We start from the raw sequence: 17,913 nt of genomic DNA on the forward strand, positions 1-17,913 counted from the left end.
AAGATAATTATAGGAACAAATGGATATCATTGAAGCAGCTGACACTGTGGCAAAATCGCTAGGCAATCCTACTATCGCTAGCAGTTTCTTGCTGTCGATTTGCTAAGATTGGTTTATCAACTTGAGTATCAGGCTTTGACAATTTATATATAGCATTGCCAACTATTAGTGCTGTTGCTGTAATTGCAACTACTGCTATAACTATAGGTATTAACTCAGCTGTAATTGCTCCGGCTGTAAAAAGTGCTATAGATATAGCAGTACCTAATAATGCAGTTACTCCACCGGGGCTTTGTTGCATCACTATCTATGAAAGGCTAACTATACAAGCAGCTTATTGAAAATCTTATTTTTTGCAATCAATCTGATCAAATTTAAGAATAGTAATTTATTGTTTGTACTAGTATAGCCCTTCTCATAATAGTCCAAAAAGAGTAAGATATGGATTGATAGTAGTGGAAGGTAAGGATGCCAGTAGCATATAGTTATGACTTAAGAAAAAAGGTAATGGAAGCATTGGATGAAGGAGAGAGTGGAGAAACTGTTGCCAAGAGATTTAAGATCGGAAAAACAACTTTATATGAGTGGAAGAAAAGACGTGAGAAAACGGGAGATTTTCAGTCAAAAAAGCCTGGAAGCGTGGCATAAAATTACCGACTGGAATGCATTTGCCGAATTTGCAAATGAGCAAGGTGGCAAAACTCAGTCAGAGATGCTGGGGCAATATTAGTAGACAAACAATTCATCGAGCACTTAAAAATATAGGATTCACAAGAAAAAAAAGACCTACGGATATAAAGAAAGAAATGAAGAAAAGCGAGCTCAATTTTCAAAGGTTATAGCAACAAAAGAACCTAAAGAATTAGTGTATATAGATGAGTCTGGACACTGAACCTATGGGTATTGCCAGAAAGGACAGCGGTTTTATGCCCTAAAATCTGGGAAGAAAACTCAACGAATTAGCATGGTTGCAGCCTTAAGTGGAAGAAAAATAATTGCTCCGTTAACCTTTGAAGGCCACTGCAATATGGATATCTTTAATAAATGGTTTGAGCAGTTTCTGACACCGATTTTGGAACCTGGACAAACTGTTATCCTTGATAATGCTACTTTTCATAAGTCTAATAAGATTTGCTAAAGGAGTTGGTGCAGAAATTTTATATCTTCCTCCATATTCTCCAGATTTTAACAAAACTGAACATTATTGGTTTGCTATAAAAAACAGAACCAGGAAAAACATTCCTTTATTCAAATCTTTTCGTCATGCTGTCGATTCTTCTTTCTTATGACCTTTTTGGACTATTATGGGAAGGGCTATAAATTTAATTCTACTTAAAATAGCTAAAGCATTGAAATTCTTGAATTCTAGCTAGATTAGTGAATGATAGTAAAACTTCTGTGCGACCCGAAGTTGCGATTTTGTGATGGTTAGATTCCATCTTCCCTAGACATCAGGGATAATGTATGTCTCACATTTTAAAGAATGGCAACCTTTAGGATGCAAGCATGAGATAAAAGCAGGTAATGCTAAACCTTATAGCAAACTCCTGCAAACAGAGTTAGATATGGTTACGAGAGAAACTTATGATTGAATTGTCGTTATATTGAATATGCGAAATTAAGGTTGTTTTACGCATAGACCAAAATGGTATGAAGCATACGAGGAATTAAAGTTAGATGTCTTTGATTATAGATGTTCTCAGCTTCCGGTAAAAAGTAAGAACCTAAGTCTAACACGAAACAAAATCGTGAAACGGGATAACCATATAGGTGCTCTTATATTCATTTGAATGTAAGTAGGCAGCCAGCCATAAGCACTTACATTGGAGGGATTGTCCAAGAAGCTAATGCCCAAAGTAATATTTGGGATATGCAGACGTGGACACTATAATTTGGAAGGTAAAGTGGTGAATAGTAGTAAATATGTTATAGACCAACAATTTGTTAGGTATGAATGGAATACAATTCCTTGGCGTAAAGTTGAGAAATTTGTATTTAAGCTACAAAAGCGAATTTACCAAGCTGCAATATGTAATGATAAGAAGAAGGTACATAAACTTCAAAGATTATTACTCAATTCAATAAGTGCAAAACTACTTGCTGTCAGAAAAGTAACTCAAGATAACAGAGGGAAGAAAACTGCAGGTATTGATGGAAAAGCAAATCTTAATCATAAAGAAAGATTGCAATTAGCATATTCTTTAAATGTTAGAGAAAAAGCGAAACCATCAAAACGTGTTTGGATTCCAAAACCTGGAAAACCAATAGAATATCGCCCTCTTGGTATACTTACTATCTCAGATAGGGCAAAAGAAACACTTATGAAAATGGCACTAGAGCCAGAGTGGGAGGTAGGATTTGAACCGAACATGTATGGTTTTAGACCTGGTAGGTCATGTCATGATGCTATTGAAGCCATATTTAATTCACTGAATTGGAAAACAGCGTACTGTTTAGATGCTGATATTTCTGGATGTTTTGATAATATTAATCAAAATGCTCTGTTGGAAAAACTTAACACTACACCAACCTTTAGAAGAATTATAAAAGGATGGTTAAGAGCTGGAGTAATGGAAAACAGAAAATTTGAATCCACAAAACGTGGTACAATTCAAGGAGGGACGATCTCACCGTTACTTGCTTGTGTTGCATTAAATGGATTAGAACAATATATCAAAGAAACGTTATGGAGTGAACTTCTTCAATATAGGAAGATGAAATGTGGTGTTGCAAGCAGTAGAGAAGCAAAAAGCTCATTAAGTGTAATTTTCTACGCAGATGACTTTATCATCATACATGAGAGTAAGGAAATCATTCTGAAGGCAAAAATGATAGTTGAAGAATGGCTCAAAACCATTGGACTAGAATTGAAACCTTCAAAAACAAAGATTTCTCATACTCAAAATGGAGAAAAGCCAGGATTTAATTTTCTTGGTTTCTCAATAAGGCATTACTCTACGAAAAATAATAAGAGGGGTTATAAATTATTAGTCAAACCAAGTCGTGAATCCAGAAAACAGCATACACTCACTATAAAACATAAGATTAGAGGATTAAGAGGATCAACACAAGAAACAGTAATAAGACAGCTTAACCCAATTACTAGAGGGTGGAGCAAATATTATTCTTCGGTTGTGTCAAACAAGACCTTTAGGTTTATTGACAGTGTAATGTTTAGAAACATCTGGAAGTGGGCAGTCTACAGGCACCCAACCAAAGGAAAATACTGGATTAAAAATAAATACTTTAAAAAGTATAAAAACGATAATTGGCGATTTATGACAAATAACAAAGTTCTTCTTATTAAGCACGGAGATCATGCTATTAAAAGGCATGTCAAAGTGAAAGGAACCAAGTCTCCATATGATGGCGATTGGGTTTATTGGGGTAATCGTTTAAGGAAGATACCAGATAAACTACCAAGAGTAATAAAATTGTTGAAGTTACAACAAGGTAAATGTGGTCATTGTCAACTTTGGTTTAAAAATGATGATATCTTAGAAACACATCATATTGACCGAAACAGACGTAATAATATGAAAAAGAATTTATCCTTGTTACATGGACATTGTCACGATGAATTACATAGAAAGTGTGCATGACAAGCACCAAATTATAGAGGAGCCGTATGAGGCGAAAGTCTCACGTACGGTTCTGAAGTCGAGTGGGGAGAGGCGACTTTTCCCACTTAGATAACTTTACTTAAATTTAGATATTTACTGACTGTCCTTACTATAAATGCTAGAATAATAAGCTATTGATATTCTACATTTTATCTTTTATTCATCGTAGATAGCGATGCAACAAAACCCAATAGCGTCAACTTAAGGAAAGATGTTAAGGAGTAAAATACTGTGAAAAATAGGACCTTTGGTTTCTATTTTATTTCAATAAAGAAGATATCAGTAAAGCTTATCTATTAAGGTGTCACATAGAGGAGTGCTATAAACGACTCAAAGTAGAAGGAGAATTAGAGAATTTTTCTGGGATAAATTTAGAAACAAGAATTTTGTGCAAACTTGGTCATGTGCAATACTTCATATGTGTGATGCACAAGAGCCTTGGAACCCAGATCAAATTGCTAAGTATCGTTTAAATTTTTCAGTTTTATTTGGTGTAATGAGACAGAAACTTTATCAGGTGCTTATTAGCACCAAAAAACTTTCAAGCCCTTTTTAAAATACGCACTAAAGTTAACGTGAAGATTGTATAGCCGCAATAAAGTAGATAAGCCTAAACGTCATAATGTCTTTAGGAGAGCTTGCTAATTTATTCTCTTAAGTTAACGCCATTGCCTGAACAGATACATAAAAAAGTAGTACTTGCAAGAAAGAGTGACTTAAGAAATTAATTGACTTTGCTATTTTCTCTAACATACCTAGAAGAAATAGATACATTATCTAATGCACTACTAATCCTAGTATTCCTTTCATTAATCGCTGCAGTTGGTTGAAAGGCAGCATAGATGATGTATTGCGGCATATCATTAATTTGTGCTAGAATAAAATTAATACATTCAATATTACCTTTATATATAGCAATGCCAAGTGGTATTAAGCTGTACGTCCGACCGTCTTTATAGTTTATAGTATTTTCAGTAGTCAGAATCTCTTGCAATATACCGCTATTTTGAGCCTGAGTTAAAATCGAATTAATATGTGCATGATTACCTTCATGTATAGCAAAGCCAAGTGATGTTAAGTTGTACGTCCAACCATCTGGAGAATATACAGTATTTTTAGCAGCAAGAACATTTTGCAATATACCACTATTTTGGGCCTGAGTTAAAATCGAATTAATATGTGCATGATTACCTTCATGTATAGCAAAGCCAAGTGATGTTAAGTTGTACGTCCAACCATCTGGAGAACACATAGTATTTTTATTAGCAGTAAGAACTTCTTGCAGCTTACCATTATTTTGAGCTTGTCTTAAAATAGAATTAACATATTCATTGTTATTTCTATATATAGCAAGGCCAAGCAATGTTAAAATGTATGTCCAATTATTCAGAATATCTTGCGATACAACATTATTTTGAATCATTGTTGAAATGTAGTTACAACATTCCTTATTATTTTCATATATGGCAAAGCTAATTGGTGTTAAAATATGCGTCAGACCATCTGAAAACTGTAAAATATTTTCAGCAATAAAAACGCCTTGCAGCATATCATTATTTTGAGCTTTTTCTAAAATAGAACTGATACATTCTTTATTACCTTTATATATAGAGAAACTGAGTGGTGTTAAAGCATACTCCTTAGTATTGAAATACTGTACAATATTTCTAGCAGCAAGAATATCTTGTAGTATTCCACTGTCCTGGGCTTTTGTTAAAATATCATTAATATATCTTGGCTTATTGTAATGTATAGCAAAGCCAAGCGATGTTAAGGTGTACATCAGACCATCTTGATAGTTTATAATATTTTCAGTATTAATAATCTCTTGCAGTGTACCGTTATTTTGAGAATGTATTAAAATAGAATTAACGCATTCGTTATTACATTTGAATATGGCGAGGCTAAGTAGTGTTAAAGTGCGTTCCCCACCTCTTGGAAATCGTTTAGTATATCCTATTGTAAGAACTTTTAGTAAATCATTCTCTGAGGCTCTTTTCAAGATATTACCAATTTCCTCACCATTTGATATTACCTTTTTCAACTTTAAATGCAAATTTCGTTGTGCTTGTGTTAAGTTGTTATCATTTAGCATATTCTTGTAACCTCGCTTTAAAGTCAGTGCAGTTTAATTATTCTATGTTAGTATACACCAATAGAAAAAATTTCATCATATGTTCTGGAAAAAATTTACACAGGTTAATGAGGAAATCGTAAGAGAGAGCCTAAAAAAGGTTATAGAGAAGAAAAGTGTTAAGAATGTTGGTGTAGTATCCTCAATTGTTATTAAGGGTAAAGATGTTGCTTTTGCTCTTGAAGTTACTGAGCCAAATGAAGAATTAAGAAAAAATTGTGAGCAAGCTGTTAAGGCGATACCGGGAGTAGGAAAGGTTACTGTAGTTGCTACTGGTCAAAAACAAGCTAGGCAACAAAAAGCTAAACTTCATATCGAAGGAGTGAAAAATATAATTGTCGTTGCTTCTGGTAAAGGAGGTGTGGGTAAGTCGACAGTTGCACTAAATCTAGCTCTTTCGTTAGCAGAATTAAAACATAAAGTTGCGCTAGTTGATGCAGATATATATGGTCCTTCGATTCCTAAAATGTTGGGCACTGAGAAATTAAAACCAGAAATACAGAGTGGTAAAGCAATTCCTATAGAGAAACATGGTCTCTATACTATTTCAATTGGCTATTTTATTGATAAGGACCGCGCAGTAATATGGCGTGGACCTATGATCACAAAAGCACTTTACAATTTGCTAATGGGAACAAGGTGGTCTGATATAGAATATTTAATCATTGATACACCGCCTGGCACTGGCGATGTACATTTAAGTCTGATGGAGAATTTTAGTTTAACTGGAGCAATAATAGTTTCAACTCCACAGGAGCTTGCTTTAGTCGATGCACAAAAAATTTATGATATGTTCACAAAGCTCAGCGTGCCAATTATCGGCATTGTGGAAAATATGAGCTATTTTGTTCAAAATAATTCAAAAATACACATATTTGGAAAAGGTGGTGCAAAAAAAATGTCTGAAGAGCTGGGAGTCAAACTCTTGAGCAGAGTTCCTCTAGATCCGCAAATATGTAGTGCTTCTGATTGTGGAAATCCTTCAATACTAAGTGAGGATTTAGTAAGGATTTATGAAGGCATTGCTAAAGATGTTAGGTCTTTTGTATGCAGTCTATAAAGTTTTTTTAAACTACTTTTAAAATAGGTAGAATGTAATTTTAGGTGAATAAAATATTTCAAATGGCAGCAGCTACCTCGTATCTGAACAGACAATAGACTTCTTGGATAACTTAAGAAACAAGTAGTAGAAGCAATATTAGGGAAGGTATAAATTTTGAGCAGGTAAGTAAACTTGATGAAGAGAAGCTTCGAAGACTAAGAGGAGTAAAAAGAAAAACATTGGAAAAATAATAGAAATTTTAATAGAGGAAGAGGCCAAGAAAAAGGCAAGAGGAGGAAAACCAAATATATTTATTAATAGCACTCGAATATTTGTGTAAATACCGTACATATTTCCATATAGTGCAAAGCTATGGAATAAGTGAAAGTTCTTGCTAACGGCTGAATAGAAGATGCATTGATAAAACATCCAGATTTCAGGAAGATAAAGAGCTATTAAAGTTAAATAGGAGTATGCAAAAGTTTTATAAAAAGGGAATGTTTAACTCCCCCATAGAAGATTAAAAAATATCCTTAGGTTATCCAAGAAGTCTATTGTTGGTAAACATAAAAGGCTATTTGCCTTTTTATCTAGTTTATGCAGGAGGTCTATATTTATTGTTGAGTGTGATTTTAGGCATTTCTGCTAAAACGCAACTTTTAAATCGCCAAAATTTCTCCTTGCCTTTACTAATTCCGATTCTTGGAGTGCACACATAATCTGGTTTGAGGTGATATTCATAGAGACAAAATTCATGACTTATAGTAAGGTCTTGTTTATTATGTTCTTTTGTAATGTTTAATTTTTTGCACAGTATGCCTGGCCCGCCTAAATTTGCTTCAAGCGGTTCAGTGAGCTTTAATCCTCGTATTAACACTGCTGCTGGGAATCCTTCTGCTTCTGTTACAATATTTAGACAATAGTACATTCCATATATAAAATATACGTACGAAAACCCTGGCGTACCAAACATTACTGAGGTTCGATTAGTATAGCCTCTTGCTGCATGACAAGCTGGGTCATCCATTCCTATATACGCTTCAACTTCAGTTATTATTCCACTAAAATTAGAAAATTTCAGAATCTTCCCTAGCAGCTCCCCAGCTACGGTTAAAGTTGGCCGTTCATAGAAATTTCTTGGTAATATTGTGTTATTCATCATAGAAGTACAAGTTACTTACATTTGTAAGCAAGTTATACTATTTTTGCTTTTTCTTATTTATTTAGTCAAGAGCATCTCTGAGAAGTAGAAGTTGGTGTTGTTGTCACATTTGTTACATCTGTTGAAGGCTGCTGTAAAACCTTGACTGATTCAGAGCTCTTTTGTTGCAATTGCGGTACTAACGCTTCATATAAAGATTTTGGTTCACGTCTCTTACCTATTTTGACTTCTTTATTTGCACGCAACTGCTCTGCAGTAACACCGTTGCCTTCAAGGAGAGTTACACCATTATTACCATCAATGTTAACTTTAATTTTGCATTCTCTTCCATCAACATACCACTTTAAAGTCATTTCATATAACCCACTAATTATTTCATAAACTCTTTCCTCATTATCACTATCATTATTAATATAGCAACATGCCCCTCTCTTTTTTTCTTGATTAGGATGACAAAATGTAATTGTTCTTACACCATACTCTTTACATATACTACCGCCTAGAAGTTTAGCTATATCTACTCCTTCTTTATTGGCATGTAGCACAACTCTCACGGTGGGGTAAACAATATTACCTTCCCTTTTGCCTTCTTTTATCATTATGGACTCTATGGTATATACCTTCGATATCTCTGCCTTAATTTGGTCAGCAATCTTGCCTACAATCTCTTTACCATGATAGTGAGATTCTCCTTTCTTCGGAGAAAAAGGTTCTTTGTTTGTAGTATTAGTGTCTGGATCATTCTGTAACTTAAAGAATTTATCCCATTCTTCATCACTGTCTAATTTAATATATTCACGCTTGTTCTTGCCTGATACTGCATTCTGAATACTAGACGATCCTTCTGTTACAGTTGTACCAGAGCTATTGCCTTTACCTTTTAGAAGAACAAGATGCTCTTCTGACCTTTCTTCCTTACTCAACTTTGAAGCTGCATCACCAAAAGAAGGTTTCTCTACTATATGCGTGTAAGAATTTTTAACTCTACTCTCATTATCAGGTACTGTAGTAGCCCAAAAAAGCTTTTTAATATAATCTAACATATGCTACCTCTTACCATTAACTAAATATCAGTATGCAAACTTTGCTATAACTAATCAATAACTAAATTTACTCCAAATAAAATAAGCTGATAAAAAGGTATAAATTGAGATTAGGTAAAGCTTTTGGTATAATATCTAGTTAATTTTGAATAGGCAGGTGATCTCATCTACAAAGACGTTTTTTATCTCATTTATTTTTGGGTTTATTCTCTTTCCCTATTTTATAAAACTTCTAAAAAAGATAAGTAAAGATGGACAACCAATCAGATCATATGGACCAGAAAGTCATTTAATAACAAAAAAGAATATACCACCTATGGGTGGAATAATAATACTAACTTCTGCTTTATTACCAATCCTGCTTTGGACTCAATTAACACCAGAAATTTCATTGCTGGTATTTATAACTCTATTTTTTGCTCTACTTGGATTTATTGATGACTATTTAAAATTGAAGACAAATCACCACCGAGGTTTAAGTGCAAAAACCAAAATACTTATTCAGTTTGTCGTTACTCTGGTCTGTATGTTTATACTTAAGCTACAATCTGCTGAAGGTTTTACAAAAATTTCTCTATTTAGAGAAGTAGCAATCGACCTTGGCTATCTATATCTTCCGTTTGCTGCATTTGTAATTGTCGGCTCTTCTAATGCTGTGAATCTTACAGATGGCCTAGATGGCCTTGCTGCAACTCAAGCCATTACTTCCTTTGCTTTTTTGGGGCTAATTGCATACATCACTCAGACAGATGTAAACATTACTTTATTCTGCATTGCATTTATAGGAGCTATTTTAAGTTTCTTGTGGTTTAACACACATCCAGCAAAAATATTTATGGGTGATGTTGGAAGCCTATCAATCGGTGCAGCTTTAGGACTCACTAGTGTTCTAATTAAAAAAGAAATGCTTTTTGCCGTTATTGGAATAATCTTTGTAATAGAGACTTTATCTGTGATTATTCAGGTATCATATTTTAAATATACAAAATTTAGATATGGAGCAGGAAGAAGAATTTTCCTTATGACACCAATACATCATCACTTTGAAAAGAAAGGGTGGTCAGAAAATACAATAGTTATAAAATTTTGGATAATTTCTATTGCTTGTTCGATTTTTGCTTTAACTTTCTTATTATAGGAATTATGAAATATCCAGACTTTTCATTAGAAAATACATTATCAGGAATTATAGCAGGAGTAGATGAAGTAGGAAGAGGTCCGCTTGCCGGTCCAGTGATATCTGCAGCTGTAATATTTACTGATAGAGATACGGTTATTGATGGAATAAACGACTCAAAAAAGCTAACCCCTAAGTGTAGGCAAGTTCTATACGAAAAAATAACGTCTGTTGCAAAATTTGGTATAGGAATGGCAAGCGTAGAAGAAATAAACTCATACAATATTTTGCAAGCAACAAAGCTTTCAATGAAACGTGCGTTGGCAAACTTGAATCTAGAACTAGATTATGTGCTAGTTGATGGTAATCAACCACCTGAAGTAAAATGGCAAGTAAAATCTATAGTGAATGGTGATAGCTTAAGTATATCAATCGCAGCTGCTTCAATCGTTGCAAAAGTTACAAGAGATCGGCTTATGGAAGAATTGCATAATAAACATCCTCAATATAATTGGTATAAAAATAAGGGATATGGAACAAAAGAACACCTCAGCGCTATTGGCCTTCATGGAATTACGAAGCACCATAGAAAGAATTTTGCACCTATAAGAATACTATAGCCTTTAATCACTTACCTTTTTTGAAAGGTATGTTTTCATTAAACAGGCAGACTGTGCTTGATCCGTTTCTTAAGGTAAATACCGAGCTTACTCTTTCAATTATCAGGTAGTCATCAACTGTACGAAAATTTATCAAGGATTCATATCCTGCAGAATCAACCATAAAAACTGCCGGGAAATCAGAGTTTATTTTATTAAATTGTAGATATGTAAATTTTCCGTCATCAAAAACCTTAATTGGTATTATTGATTGACTGCCTTTAACGTGCGAGATGGAATAGTTAAAATTCAAGCCTTTCTTTATAACCTCAATATCACTTATATCAGGGATAGTGGTATGACTAGCTTGCTCTAGAATATCACCGTTACTCGTTGAATAAATTTCATCACTGTTGAACAGTGGATAAAGAAACCTTACTTCATATGCTAACCTTGGATCATCTAGCCCGTTTGCTTCTTCAGCATGAAATTCGAAATAATAAACTCTTTTATTGGTAATTATAGTTGCATTAGTATCGGCAATATCATCTATAGGCTTAATAAATAATCTATTACCTTGAGGAAGGAGTTGCCAACCGGTTGCATCACCCATTGAAAGACTCTCTATTACCTCCCCTGGCTCAAACAATATGCTGGATTGATAACCATAAAAGCCCGTGTACTTATGTATAGCCTGTGGATTATAATTCATTACCTTTATGTGGTTATCACCAGCTATTGGTCTTGGTTCCTGTTTTGCAAGTGCATAACCACCACAAAAAAATAATAGCGCAACAAACAGTAACCTAATCATAGTATCAAAATAAACTGATCTTCATTTTATCATTGATAGACATGCACTGCAACTGTTAAGCTATCCCAGTAGTAAGCGACAGAAAATGCAAGCTTCATAATAATTCATTACTGCAGGAAAAAGGGGAGTGTTAAATAAACTGTGTCAAACCTCCATTTTTTGTTTCTATTTTATTTTTACTTCTCGGTTTGACACAGTTTATTTAACACTCCCTGCAAAGAAATTAACTACAGATTTTATGTCTAAGTTACTCCACAAAATTTTTCCTTTCCTTATCCAAGATTCAAATTTATAGTATCGATTCCTTTTTATGAAATATGAAGCCACCTCAAGTTATAGTTAAGCCTATATTCAGTGAATTACTTTCACAAGTGCAATTGATTTTAGTGTTATACTGTTCTAACAGTAAAGAAGTCATATAGATAATAATGTCTTTTGTATCCAAACGAATATCATTTTTTTTTGTTAATTTGCTCACTAATAATGTACTTATTGATTTATGTTCATTTACTACTTTTATAGTGAGTAGTGTTTTATCTTCTGTTTTAGTCAGTAAAATAGACACTAATTCAATTTGTGCCACTGCACTGATTATAGTTATCACCATATTGGAAATTATCTTATTTATTTTTTCAACTAAGTTTTCTGTAGGACATTCACTTACTCTCCACTGAAGCTTTACTTTTTTTTTAATAAATAATTTTCTATATTGGATTTAGTCTTAACAAAGCTGCAATTATCTGATGAATGAGAATACGCTTGCTTCATAACTTTATATTTATATATTAAATCATCGGAGCTTTCTTTAAGCAATGACAATGCTTCGTTTTGCATATTAGGGTTGTTTTCTTCAAGCTCTTCCAATCCACCCACTATTCCTTGCATAGAACTAGCAAAATCATGAAGAATTCGTCCTGATAGGCACTCTGTTATTAACATTATGTTTTTATTCATTGGATAAAAGTATAAATGATTTAAGTTAACCCTATATTGGTAGGCATGTAGTAGTCAATTTAAGAGAAAGTTTCGTTGCGCTTTTTGTGTCAAAGCATTAATGTAGTATTAATAATTATAAGATTTATGAAGGCGTTATGAATACTTATGCTAAATCTGGAATAGACCTTAAACTATATAATGAACTAATAAAAAAAGTTAAACCTATTATTGAAAAGACTAAAGGAGAAGAAGTAATTAGTGAAGTAGGATCATTTTCTGCATTGTTTGACTTTTCTTCGCTGAGTAAGAAATACGACCATCCAGTACTTGTTTCCTCAACTGATGGAGTGGGCACAAAACTATTAATAGCTCAAGAGGTGAATAAGCATGATACTATAGGTATAGACTTAGTTGCAATGTGTGTAAATGATTTACTTGCACAAGGAGCAACACCTTTATTTTTCCTTGATTACTTTGCAACAGGCGTTTTAAACAAAAACGTTTTATTGTCTGTAATCCAGGGCATTGCAGAAGGGTGCAAGGAATCTAAAATAGCATTAGTTGGTGGAGAAACTGCAGAAATGCCTGGAATGTATGGTAACAATCACTATGACCTTGCAGGGTTTGTGGTTGGTGTTGTTGATCGAAAGCAAATTCTTCCAAATTGTAGTATAATGAAAGCAGGTGACTGTGTAGTTGGTTTAGAATCAAATGGAATTCACTCAAATGGATTTTCTTTGGTGCGCCATATTTTTAAAAGCTTAGGTATAAATTATAATGATATATCTCCATGGAATAATAAATCTTGGGGTGAAATATTACTTAAGCCAACAAAGATATATGTTGATTCTTTGTTGCCTATTATGCCAAAGGTAAAAGGCATTGCGCATATAACAGGTGGCGGGTTAATAGACAATATTCCAAGAATTCTCTCAGGAAATTTATTTGTAGACATAAATATTAATTCTTGGAAATGGCCAGATATATTTTTATGGCTGAAAGAAGAAGGCAAAATAGAAAAGAGAGAAATGTTAAAAACATTTAATTGCGGCATAGGTATAGTACTGATTGTAGATCCCGATAATATGAAGGATGTGGAAAGCCATTTCCAAAAGCGTGGAGAAAAAATTGAGATTATTGGAAAACTTGATGAGGCATGTAACCCTCCACTTGATAGAATAGTATTTAGTTAGTCTAACTTTACTGACAGTCTTTTTGCAACTTCTGAGTATGCTTCCTTTAAGTTTCCTAGATTTAAACGGAAAACATCTTTGTCTAGCTTTTTATGCGTATTTTTATCCCATAGCCTACAATTATCAGGGCTGATTTCATCGGCTAAAATGATTTTAGTGCTGTTGTTTATCAATTTGCCAAATTCTAACTTGAGATCAACTAAATATATATTTGCATTTGAAAATAGGTCGACTAAGATTTTGTTGATCTTTAAAGTTGTAGTTTTAACTTCTTCCATTTCTTTATGGGATAACCAACCAAAATATAGTATGTGATTTTCATTCACCATTGGGTCGGCTAGGTCATCATTTTTGTAAAAAAACTCGATTATAGGAGATGTAAGTGTCTCACCTTCTTTGATATTAAAACGTTTGCAAAAGCTGCCAGCTGCAATGTTTCTAACCACTATCTCAAGAGGTATTATCTTGAGTTTTTTGACTAGCTGTTCTCTTTCGTTTAGAGTGTTTATAAAGTGCGTGCTAATTCCTGCTTCTTCAAGCTTTTCCATGATAAAAGCACTAACATGATTATTAATTATTCCTTTGCCCTCAATAATTTCATATTTTTTCTTGTTGAACGCTGTAACATCATCTTTAAAGTACTGTATAACAGTTGATGAGTCTTCAGTTTCAATAATGACTTTGGCTTTACCTTCGTATATCGTTTTATTCAGTGACATATTTAATTTAACTATGTATCATATCAATTTACTGTTCTTAGAGTATAGCCCCAAATAACTTAAAATAAACCTTAATGGCGTTCAATGTTACAATATTAACCATATTTCCAGAAATGTTCCCCGGATTTTTGAACTATTCTCTTGCTGGAAGAGCGTTGGAAAAAAAAATATGGAATCTTGAAATAGTAAATATTCGTTCTTTTGCTAAAGATAAACATTCAACTATAGATGATGTTCCATATGGAGGTGGAGCAGGGATGGTTATGCGCCCAGATGTGATTGGTAATGCAGTTGATAATGTGCTTTCTGCTCATAAAAATACTAGATTTATTTATATGACTCCATCTGGTACAAAATTTAATCAGAGCATTGCAAAGGAGCTAACAGAAATTCCTCATGTAACAATATTGTGTGGTCGATTTGAAGGTGTTGACCAAAGAGTAATTGATGTGTATACTCCTTATGAGTTAAGTATTGGAGATTATATACTTTCGGGAGGTGAGCCAGCTGCAATGGTGGTTCTTGATGCATGTATTAGGCTTCTTCCAGGTGTAGTAAATAATTTCGATAGCGTTGCTGAAGAAAGTTTTAGTTATAGTGGTGGTATGCTTGAATATCCTCAATATACTAGGCCTGAGCAGTGGAGTAGGTACAAAGTTCCTAAGGTTCTGTTGTCTGGCAATCACAGAAAAATAAGTGATTGGAGAAGGGAACAGTCATATGTTAGAACAAAGGAACGTCGACCTGAATTGTTGAATGGAGATGATAAATGACAAACTTACTTGAAAAATTTAACGAACAACAAATACAAAGGTTAGCCAAAGAGATGCCAGCTTTTTGTCCTGGCGATGATTTGAAGGTCACTTTTAAGGTAGTTGATAGTACGGGTGAGCGTATACAGATATTTGAGGGCGTATGTATATCAAAAAGAAATCGTGGATTACACTCTTCTTTTTCAGTTAGAAAGGTAAGTCATGGAGAAAGTATAGTATCACAATTTTTTGTTTACTCTCCTGCATTAATTTCAGTACAAGTGATGAGAAAGGGAAAGGTCCGTAGAGCAAAATTATATTATCTGTGCAAGCTATTTGGGAAAGCTGCAAGGATCAAAGAACGTACTACTTATGTTAAAAAAAAATCTAAGTAGATACAATAGGGAGTGATGTCAATTGTATCATCTCAAAACTCTCTCTTATTATCCCAGTGTGTGGCGCACAACTGTACTTTGCCTCCTGCTGTGGTGTCATCCCAATGTTTGACACTGGGATCCAGATTCTCCTTTTGGTTTGTGCTTTCATGGAAAATATAAAAATTATTTGCAGGCAAAGCCTGTTAGATCTCAGTGTCAAGCACTGGAAAAAGGGGAAAGTCTTTTCAAATCCTCATGTAAAGAAAAGTAAATGGGTATAATAAAGAAAAACTTCCTTAAGTTACTTCAATCTAAGCGCGTACATGCTCGTGTAAAAAGAAAAAATAAAAAGAACAGCATTTTATGCTTTTGCTCTTTTACAGCACTGATTGTCTCAATTGGGTGTCCTATATGTATATTACTAAGTATATTAGTTAACTCTTACAGTGCTTTAACAGTAACGAAAATTTTATTGCCAGTTGAAATAAATGCTGATCTTATTTTAACTAATAATCCTGGTGATTTACGATATAAGTCCATTAGACTACTCAATAACTCTTTACATAAAGTGTTTGAAGGAATTGACTTTAAAGACAGTGACGAAATTTTAAGTCGTAATTCTTACAAAGAACTAGAGAAATTTTTTCGTAAGAAAGTAAAAGATAGTGGTGAATATGAGATTTGGTTTACCGCATCGAGTGTGATCAATTCACTATATAAAAATAAATGTTTGAATGATCATTATGCTAAATTACTTGATTGGTTAAAAGAGAAGGGAAGAGTAAGAAAATTTTTTAATAAGTCTCTGTTTCTTAAGTCTGATTCTTGTGAGCCTGAGAATGCAGGGATTTTAGGGGCATTTATCGGTTCATTAATGACAATTATAGTATGCTTAGCGTTGGCATTGCCAATAGGAATTATGTCAGGTATCTGTCTTTATGAATTTATGCTTAGAAATAGGCTAATAACCAGTATTGTAGAAATTAGCATGAATAACCTTGCTGCAGTGCCTTCGATAATATTTGGTGTGGTAGGACTGACTCTCTACTTGGGCATATTTGGTTTACCCCGTTCTTCACCGCTTGTTGGCGGGATGACTCTTTCATTTATGATGCTGCCTAATATTATTATTGCAACAAAAAATGCCTTTACAAACGTTCCTATTGCAATAAAAGATGCAGCGTTTGCGCTAGGTGCACCTCACATCAAGGTGATATTGGATCACTCTTTACCGATTGCGTTGCCACGGATAATACATGGTGCAGTGCTTGCAATTGCAAGGATTTTAGGCGAATCTTCCCCTTTACTTATGATAGGCATGGTAGCATTTATTGCTGATACACCTACATCCTTCTTCGATCCGGCAACTGTTTTACCTGTACAAATATACATATGGTCAAGTAGTCCTGAAATTGCATTTATTGAGCTTGCTGCCATTGCAATTATAGCTTTATTGTTAATGCTATTTGCTTTGAATTTAATAGCAAATTTTGTAAAAAGAAAGTTCGAGTTTTTTGATTCATGAAAATTACAATCCTATCTGGTTATGGCTTAAATTGCGAAAAAGAAACTGCATTTGCATTTATGGAATGCAGCAGAAAGCTTGGTATTAATAATATTGAAGTAAAAATCGTTCACATTAATGATATTATAGATAATCCAAGTGAACTGAAATTAAGCAATATACTTGCAATTCCAGGAGGTTTTTCCTATGGTGATGATACTGGTGCTGGTAATGCATTTGCTTTACGTATAAAAAACAACTTGTTAGACGAATTTCAAAATTTCTTATCTCAGGATAAGCTTATTATAGGGATATGTAATGGTTGCCAGATATTAGTAAAATTAGTTCCAGAATTCTCTAATCTAGCTTTAACCTCTAATGATATAGGTAATTACCAATGTCGTTGGATTAGAGTGAGAGTTAATCCGCAGAGTAGTTCTGTTTGGCTACGGGGCCTGAGTGAGCTATATCTTCCTGTTGCTCATGGAGAAGGCAGGTTTTTTATGGATCAAGATATTTTAAATCAATTGATTGAAAATAATTCCGTTGCACTGCGTTACGTTGATGAAAATGGTGACTATGCAAATTTACAATTTCCTTACAATCCAAACGGATCTATATACGACCTGGCAGCTTTGTCAGACAAAAGTGGTAGAGTTTTAGCTTTAATGCCTCACCCAGAGAGAGGAATATTTTTTACTCAGCAGGACAACTGGCCTCTTGAAAAAGAAAAATGTAAACGTTCAGGAGTGGCTATGCCAAAATATGGTGATGGAATGCTCATATTTGAGAATGCACTAAAATATTTTGCGTAAGTATTACAATACGTTACATACAACAAGTTTTTGTATCCGTTCAGGAGGTATCCGTTCAGCGGAGTGGCAGAATAAGGTAGACA

The 17,913-nt window shown here is 33.9% G+C and carries 17 protein-coding genes and 4 pseudogenes; 13 read left to right on the forward strand and 8 right to left on the reverse strand.

The window, feature by feature from the left end; translation table 11 throughout:
* Positions 1–58: 58 nt before the first annotated feature.
* Positions 59–286, reverse strand: a pseudogene (locus ONG75_RS05770) (ankyrin repeat domain-containing protein); the annotation flags it as partial.
* Positions 287–468: 182 nt separating this feature from the next.
* On the opposite strand from ONG75_RS05770, the pseudogene ONG75_RS05775 reads away from it, so the two are divergent.
* The 4 genes and pseudogenes from ONG75_RS05775 to ONG75_RS05790 all read left to right on the forward strand — a co-directional run.
* A pseudogene (locus tag ONG75_RS05775) lies at positions 469–1,289 on the forward strand (IS630 family transposase).
* 171 nt (positions 1,290–1,460) lie between these two features.
* A complete protein-coding gene (locus ONG75_RS05780) occupies positions 1,461–1,592 on the forward strand; it encodes a hypothetical protein (RefSeq protein ID WP_255521118.1) in 132 nt (43 codons plus the stop codon).
* 255 nt (positions 1,593–1,847) lie between these two features.
* On the forward strand, positions 1,848–3,602 hold the full coding sequence (locus tag ONG75_RS05785) for a reverse transcriptase domain-containing protein (protein ID WP_214303292.1): 1,755 nt from the start codon (positions 1,848–1,850) through the stop codon (positions 3,600–3,602).
* A gap of 284 nt (positions 3,603–3,886) precedes the next feature.
* Positions 3,887–4,268 (forward strand): annotated as a pseudogene (locus tag ONG75_RS05790) (IS4-like element ISWosp8 family transposase); the annotation flags it as partial.
* A gap of 79 nt (positions 4,269–4,347) precedes the next feature.
* On the opposite strand, the gene ONG75_RS05795 reads toward ONG75_RS05790, so the two are convergent.
* Positions 4,348–5,718, reverse strand: coding sequence for a WD_0033/WD_0034 family tandem repeat-containing protein (locus ONG75_RS05795; RefSeq protein ID WP_264375993.1), 1,371 nt, complete (start codon positions 5,716–5,718; stop codon positions 4,348–4,350).
* 79 nt (positions 5,719–5,797) lie between these two features.
* Here ONG75_RS05795 and ONG75_RS05800 point away from each other — a divergent pair, with 79 nt between their 5' ends.
* The gene (locus ONG75_RS05800) at positions 5,798–6,817 is read left to right on the forward strand and encodes an Mrp/NBP35 family ATP-binding protein (RefSeq protein WP_264375994.1); all 1,020 of its coding nucleotides are present in this window, start codon (positions 5,798–5,800) and stop codon (positions 6,815–6,817) included.
* A 149-nt stretch (positions 6,818–6,966) separates the two neighbouring features.
* Positions 6,967–7,194, forward strand: a pseudogene (locus ONG75_RS05805) (helix-turn-helix domain-containing protein); the annotation flags it as partial.
* A 200-nt stretch (positions 7,195–7,394) separates the two neighbouring features.
* Here the strand turns inward: ONG75_RS05805 and ONG75_RS05810 are convergent.
* Both ONG75_RS05810 and ONG75_RS05815 read right to left on the reverse strand, forming a co-directional pair.
* Positions 7,395–7,958 carry a DNA-3-methyladenine glycosylase gene (locus tag ONG75_RS05810; RefSeq protein ID WP_010403621.1) on the reverse strand — a complete coding sequence of 188 codons (564 nt, stop codon included), beginning with the start codon at positions 7,956–7,958 and terminating at the stop codon, positions 7,395–7,397.
* A 68-nt stretch (positions 7,959–8,026) separates the two neighbouring features.
* Positions 8,027–9,004 carry a hypothetical protein gene (locus tag ONG75_RS05815; protein WP_264375995.1) on the reverse strand — a complete coding sequence of 326 codons (978 nt, stop codon included), beginning with the start codon at positions 9,002–9,004 and terminating at the stop codon, positions 8,027–8,029.
* Positions 9,005–9,161: 157 nt separating this feature from the next.
* On the opposite strand from ONG75_RS05815, the gene mraY reads away from it, so the two are divergent.
* The gene (gene mraY / locus ONG75_RS05820; protein ID WP_264375220.1) at positions 9,162–10,142 is read left to right on the forward strand and encodes a phospho-N-acetylmuramoyl-pentapeptide-transferase; all 981 of its coding nucleotides are present in this window, start codon (positions 9,162–9,164) and stop codon (positions 10,140–10,142) included.
* A gap of 5 nt (positions 10,143–10,147) precedes the next feature.
* Complete coding sequence (locus ONG75_RS05825) at positions 10,148–10,741, forward strand: ribonuclease HII (protein ID WP_007302272.1); 594 nt, start codon at positions 10,148–10,150, stop codon at positions 10,739–10,741.
* 7 nt (positions 10,742–10,748) lie between these two features.
* Here the strand turns inward: ONG75_RS05825 and virB9 are convergent, their stop codons facing one another.
* The 3 genes from virB9 to ONG75_RS05840 all read right to left on the reverse strand — a co-directional run bounded on the left by virB9 (position 10,749) and on the right by ONG75_RS05840 (position 12,488).
* Complete coding sequence (gene virB9 / locus ONG75_RS05830; protein WP_264375996.1) at positions 10,749–11,534, reverse strand: P-type conjugative transfer protein VirB9; 786 nt, start codon at positions 11,532–11,534, stop codon at positions 10,749–10,751.
* 328 nt (positions 11,535–11,862) lie between these two features.
* Entirely contained in the window at positions 11,863–12,228 is a 366-nt protein-coding gene (locus ONG75_RS05835; protein ID WP_264376179.1) for a histidine phosphotransferase family protein, read from the reverse strand.
* Positions 12,213–12,488, reverse strand: coding sequence for a hypothetical protein (locus tag ONG75_RS05840; RefSeq protein WP_012481935.1), 276 nt, complete (start codon positions 12,486–12,488; stop codon positions 12,213–12,215). The genes ONG75_RS05835 and ONG75_RS05840 overlap by 16 nt, the downstream gene beginning before the upstream one ends.
* Before the next feature lie 137 nt (positions 12,489–12,625).
* Here ONG75_RS05840 and purM point away from each other — a divergent pair, with 137 nt between their 5' ends.
* Positions 12,626–13,663 carry a phosphoribosylformylglycinamidine cyclo-ligase gene (gene purM / locus ONG75_RS05845; protein WP_264375997.1) on the forward strand — a complete coding sequence of 346 codons (1,038 nt, stop codon included), beginning with the start codon at positions 12,626–12,628 and terminating at the stop codon, positions 13,661–13,663.
* Here purM and purC read toward each other — a convergent pair.
* Positions 13,660–14,382 (reverse strand): phosphoribosylaminoimidazolesuccinocarboxamide synthase, encoded by a 723-nt coding sequence (gene purC, locus ONG75_RS05850; RefSeq protein WP_010403657.1) that lies wholly within the window; start codon positions 14,380–14,382, stop codon positions 13,660–13,662. The genes purM and purC overlap by 4 nt on opposite strands.
* Positions 14,383–14,456: 74 nt before the next feature.
* Here purC and trmD point away from each other — a divergent pair, with 74 nt between their 5' ends.
* From trmD to ONG75_RS05870, 4 genes are all read left to right on the forward strand, one after another.
* On the forward strand, positions 14,457–15,155 hold the full coding sequence (gene trmD, locus ONG75_RS05855; protein WP_010403659.1) for a tRNA (guanosine(37)-N1)-methyltransferase TrmD: 699 nt from the start codon (positions 14,457–14,459) through the stop codon (positions 15,153–15,155).
* A complete protein-coding gene (rplS, locus tag ONG75_RS05860) occupies positions 15,152–15,529 on the forward strand; it encodes a 50S ribosomal protein L19 (protein WP_007302278.1) in 378 nt (125 codons plus the stop codon). The genes trmD and rplS overlap by 4 nt, the downstream gene beginning before the upstream one ends.
* Positions 15,530–15,782: 253 nt before the next feature.
* The gene (locus tag ONG75_RS05865) at positions 15,783–17,036 is read left to right on the forward strand and encodes a PstA family ABC transporter permease (RefSeq protein ID WP_264375998.1); all 1,254 of its coding nucleotides are present in this window, start codon (positions 15,783–15,785) and stop codon (positions 17,034–17,036) included.
* Positions 17,033–17,830, forward strand: coding sequence for a phosphoribosylformylglycinamidine synthase subunit PurQ (locus ONG75_RS05870; RefSeq protein WP_064085770.1), 798 nt, complete (start codon positions 17,033–17,035; stop codon positions 17,828–17,830). The genes ONG75_RS05865 and ONG75_RS05870 overlap by 4 nt, the downstream gene beginning before the upstream one ends.
* The last annotated feature ends 83 nt before the right edge of the window (positions 17,831–17,913 follow it).

It is taken from the genome of Wolbachia endosymbiont (group B) of Sphaerophoria taeniata (genome assembly GCF_947179355.1).
Lineage (GTDB): Bacteria > Pseudomonadota > Alphaproteobacteria > Rickettsiales > Anaplasmataceae > Wolbachia.

What these genes read in the sequence shown, in the direction of transcription:
- ONG75_RS05825 (WP_007302272.1), top strand. Translation starts at nt 10,148, where the DNA reads ATGAAATATCCAGACTTTTCATTAGAAAATACATTATCAGGAATTATA.
- ONG75_RS05815 (WP_264375995.1), bottom strand. Translation starts at nt 9,004, where the DNA reads ATGTTAGATTATATTAAAAAGCTTTTTTGGGCTACTACAGTACCTGAT.
- ONG75_RS05810 (WP_010403621.1), bottom strand. Translation starts at nt 7,958, where the DNA reads ATGAATAACACAATATTACCAAGAAATTTCTATGAACGGCCAACTTTA.
- ONG75_RS05865 (WP_264375998.1), top strand. Translation starts at nt 15,783, where the DNA reads ATGGGTATAATAAAGAAAAACTTCCTTAAGTTACTTCAATCTAAGCGC.
- ONG75_RS05780 (WP_255521118.1), top strand. Translation starts at nt 1,461, where the DNA reads ATGTATGTCTCACATTTTAAAGAATGGCAACCTTTAGGATGCAAGCAT.
- rplS (WP_007302278.1), top strand. Translation starts at nt 15,152, where the DNA reads ATGACAAACTTACTTGAAAAATTTAACGAACAACAAATACAAAGGTTA.
- ONG75_RS05785 (WP_214303292.1), top strand. Translation starts at nt 1,848, where the DNA reads ATGCCCAAAGTAATATTTGGGATATGCAGACGTGGACACTATAATTTG.
- ONG75_RS05800 (WP_264375994.1), top strand. Translation starts at nt 5,798, where the DNA reads ATGTTCTGGAAAAAATTTACACAGGTTAATGAGGAAATCGTAAGAGAG.
- virB9 (WP_264375996.1), bottom strand. Translation starts at nt 11,534, where the DNA reads ATGATTAGGTTACTGTTTGTTGCGCTATTATTTTTTTGTGGTGGTTAT.
- ONG75_RS05840 (WP_012481935.1), bottom strand. Translation starts at nt 12,488, where the DNA reads ATGAATAAAAACATAATGTTAATAACAGAGTGCCTATCAGGACGAATT.
- ONG75_RS05795 (WP_264375993.1), bottom strand. Translation starts at nt 5,718, where the DNA reads ATGCTAAATGATAACAACTTAACACAAGCACAACGAAATTTGCATTTA.
- ONG75_RS05870 (WP_064085770.1), top strand. Translation starts at nt 17,033, where the DNA reads ATGAAAATTACAATCCTATCTGGTTATGGCTTAAATTGCGAAAAAGAA.
- trmD (WP_010403659.1), top strand. Translation starts at nt 14,457, where the DNA reads ATGGCGTTCAATGTTACAATATTAACCATATTTCCAGAAATGTTCCCC.
- purM (WP_264375997.1), top strand. Translation starts at nt 12,626, where the DNA reads ATGAATACTTATGCTAAATCTGGAATAGACCTTAAACTATATAATGAA.
- purC (WP_010403657.1), bottom strand. Translation starts at nt 14,382, where the DNA reads ATGTCACTGAATAAAACGATATACGAAGGTAAAGCCAAAGTCATTATT.